The organism is Collinsella aerofaciens, from assembly GCF_039752985.1.
Lineage (GTDB): Bacteria > Actinomycetota > Coriobacteriia > Coriobacteriales > Coriobacteriaceae > Collinsella > Collinsella aerofaciens_BT.
Genome location: NZ_JBDMHA010000107.1, coordinates 1 through 3201, shown reverse-complemented (window position 1 = coordinate 3201; position 3201 = coordinate 1). Strand labels below are relative to the sequence as shown.

Annotated in this window: 3 protein-coding genes; 1 reads left to right on the top strand and 2 read right to left on the bottom strand. The window is 57.9% G+C overall.

The genetic code is table 11. The features are described from left to right. The coding region (locus ABHR76_RS09710) for a protein kinase domain-containing protein (RefSeq protein WP_346977580.1) at positions 1-919 on the bottom strand (919 nt) is incomplete at its 3' end. A gap of 161 nt (positions 920-1080) precedes the next feature. Between ABHR76_RS09710 and ABHR76_RS09705 the strand changes: the two genes are divergently transcribed. Then, positions 1081-2613, top strand: coding sequence for a hypothetical protein (locus ABHR76_RS09705; protein WP_346977578.1), 1533 nt, complete (start codon positions 1081-1083; stop codon positions 2611-2613). A 284-nt stretch (positions 2614-2897) separates the two neighbouring features. Here the strand turns inward: ABHR76_RS09705 and ABHR76_RS09700 are convergent, their stop codons facing one another. Beyond that, on the bottom strand, positions 2898-3074 hold the full coding sequence (locus ABHR76_RS09700; protein ID WP_346977576.1) for a hypothetical protein: 177 nt from the start codon (positions 3072-3074) through the stop codon (positions 2898-2900). Between the last annotated feature and the right edge of the window lie 127 nt (positions 3075-3201).

Sequence of the window (3201 nt, the reverse complement as noted above, 5' to 3'; positions counted from 1 at the left end):
CCGCTAGGCAGGCCATGATCGCGTTGACCAGAGCTTGCTCATGGGGATTCGCAGGCGCAAGAGGTTGCGGCTGCACGGTGCGCTTAAGGCACGCGTGGTCTCCAGAGCGCCTGAGCTCTGCCTCAAAGGGCGCGTGCCCACAATAAAGCTCATAGAGGATGCTGCCCAACGCATAGATGTCGACGGCAGGGTTATCGCGAGCGCCGGGGTCGGCCTTAAAGCGCTCTAGCATTTCGGGTGCCGCATATGCTGGCGTGGCGCCGCGAAAGGCGTTGACGTCGACGGTAAAGGAAAAATCGGGCTTAACGAGTTTTGCACTGCCCATGTCGATGAGGCAGATGTCGAAATAGCCGCTCGACACCTGCTCCTCGAGCGGGATGCGGTCGTGGCGCAACATGATGTTGCGCATAGAGAGGTCGCGGTGGACAAAGGGCGTGTCGAGTGATTGCGTTGACAGGATGATCTTGAGCACGCTCAGGCCCATCGCGGCGACAATATCGCCGGGACAGGTTGCAGCGCCATCACTCAGGGCAGGTCGTGCATCAAGAAGCGAGACGCCGTCAACCCATTCCATAAGCAGCGCCGGGGTTCCGTCTGCCGTATAGCCAAACCCGTAGACATCGGGGAAACCCCTTAGGTTGGATACGACGGAGAGGGTGCGGTACTCCTCTTCCAGGGTTTCCCGGTTGAGCTGTTCTTGCTCGGGCTGGGCGTCGGGGCGCGGCATCTTAAGTGCAAGCTCAAAGGCGCGATCGCCGCTTTGGACGCGGCGGACATAGGCGTTTCCGCCAAAGCCACCCTTTTGCGGCGGAACAAGAAGCGTGCAAAAGCGACGCCGTGCCGCAGCCTGCTCACGTTCGGAGAGCAGTGCTGGCGTATGAAACTTGACGAGTCGAACTTCTTCGTAAGAACCGGTCATGGCGCGCTTTCATCCTTTCTTCCATTTAGCAGGATATGCGCTGACCGCCGCCTTCTGTTGCGCAACATCGCCAAATCTGCCACTCGCCAATGTTGCGCAACAGAATCGCGCAAGACGGCGGTAGAAATAGGTCAATTAAAGTCGGCAATCAGGGGAACGATATGAGCTATTCATTCAGCGCATCATATGGAATCACGCGAGAACAGTGGAACAAGATGACCACGCGAGAGCAGGATGAGTTTGTTTGGGCGCAGCGGAGCGAAGACCGGGAGCGGGAGCGCGCTGAGGCAGCCAGGGCCTTGGAGCGGGAGCGCGTTGAGACGGCCATAGCCTTGGAGCGGGAGCGCGTTGAGGCGGCCATTCAGTCATATAAGAGCTCTCTAGCTGGGATAAAAGCCAAAGCACTTTCTAAGATTGAAGACACCGATGGTTCGGTTTCGGCATATTTTGATCGGTTGATCAATGCTCGTATCGAGGCTTTTTCCCAAGAGGCATTGGGCAATATGCCCAGTGGAATGCAAGCGGTAAACATGCGCTATGCCGAAACGGTTCGCGCTAAGATTCCGGCTCTGCTCGGGGAGATTAGCGCCCTGTTGCCCTCAACGGTTTCGGAAGCGCATAGAGAGCAGTTCGTTCAGCAGTCGCAAGCTCAACTTGAGGCTATCCAGACTGCTGAGCGGCTTCGCGCTCAGCATGTCGCGGAAATTACGAATTATGTTGTTGGTCCCGGCGGCGGAGTGGACCTGAAGAAGGCACTCCGTTACCTTACCGAATCAACGACCAGACAAGAGGAGGGGTCGCTCGAAGAAGCGGCTCGCGCGTTTGAGACTTGGGCGGGACGTGTTACGCCGCTTATGCAGGACGAAGCGCTCGATATTTCCCTTCGTAACCGTATCTCTGCAAAGTTTGAGAGCGTTCGCGCCGCTTTTGATGCACTTGGGCCTGATTCGCGCATCGATGATCGCCTAGCGGCAATGAAGATGATGAATGATTTTGAATACGTAGTAAAAAACGCTACGTATGAATCGAGCGAACGGCACCGAGTCTATGAAGAGTATCGTGCGCGCATCGAACGTGCCAACAACCGTTACGGAAAGAGTCTGCCGCTTAAGCAATTGCACGAGATCGAAGATGTCTATGCTGCAAACGATGAAGCGGAGGCTGCCCTTGCCAATGCTATGAAAGACGACTATATCGAGCGTTCTATCAACGAGGTCATGGCTGCTCGCGGTATTAACGTTACTCGCTATGCCGTTATGGAGGGTTCGGGAAAGCCCTGGCGATTGATGTTTGACACCAAGCAGAACAAGGCCATCGCCCTTTTGCGCAGCACGAAAAGAGATCGACTCATCATCCGCGTTGTCGCAGCCAACCCTGAGGAGTTTTCTGAGGATCCTGATAATCCGACCATCATCAAGGACATGAAGCCGCAGGATCAAGCGACTGTCGAGAAGGTCTATAGGGACCAGATTGAGTTCTGCGACTTCTACAAACAGTTCGAAGAGGATCTTAAAGCCTATGGCGTAACCGTTCCGGCCGAGGGTGCAGGATTGACCACGCAGGCCGCGAATCCTGCTGCCGCCGTCGAGATTCATCCGCACGATTACGTGCCGCCCACGCCTTCCGCAGATGCGGAGCGTCGCCTGCGTAATCGCCGTCAAGCAAGTCAGCTCAAGCAAAGGGAAATGAGGTAAACCATGACATGGGAATGCCCAGAATGCGGTTTTGATAATGATGACGAACGCGATATGTGCGAGGAATGCGGCGCTCCGCGTCCCGCCGGCGTAGCACCTCTGCCGTCGACGCCTGCTGCTCCGGTGCAAGACTTCGCTGCACCAAGCGGTGAACGTCCAGCGCCCGCCGTCTATCCTGCGACTTCTTCGATGGGTGGTGCACCACAGGTTCAACAGTCTGCGTCCCAGCAGGTGTATCAGTCTGTTCCCGTGCCCGCGCCGCAGCCAGCACCCGCGCCTATGCCTCAGCCGGCGCCCGTGCCACAACCGATGTCCACCCCACAACCGATGCCTGCGCCCGCGCCGCAGCCCGGGGCCATGTCGATGCCGCAGCCTGCCCCCATGCCCGTTCCGCAGCCCGCTCCGGTTGCCGCGCCACAGCCGACGCCCGCGCCAATGCCGCAGCCCGCGCCGCAACCCATGGCGAATGCTGCAGCTACTCCTGCGGTTCCTGCGCTTACGCTTGCCGATCCAGCTATGGGTGAGCAGCTGTGTCTCACGGGCATGACCGCGCTTGGGCGTAACGCGTTTCCCAGCATGGCATCGAAC

Coding starts and splice junctions, on each gene's coding strand:
- ABHR76_RS09705 (WP_346977578.1), top strand. CDS start 1,081: ATGAGCTATTCATTCAGCGCATCATATGGAATCACGCGAGAACAGTGG.
- ABHR76_RS09700 (WP_346977576.1), bottom strand. CDS start 3,074: ATGGGTTGCGGCGCGGGCTGCGGCATTGGCGCGGGCGTCGGCTGTGGC.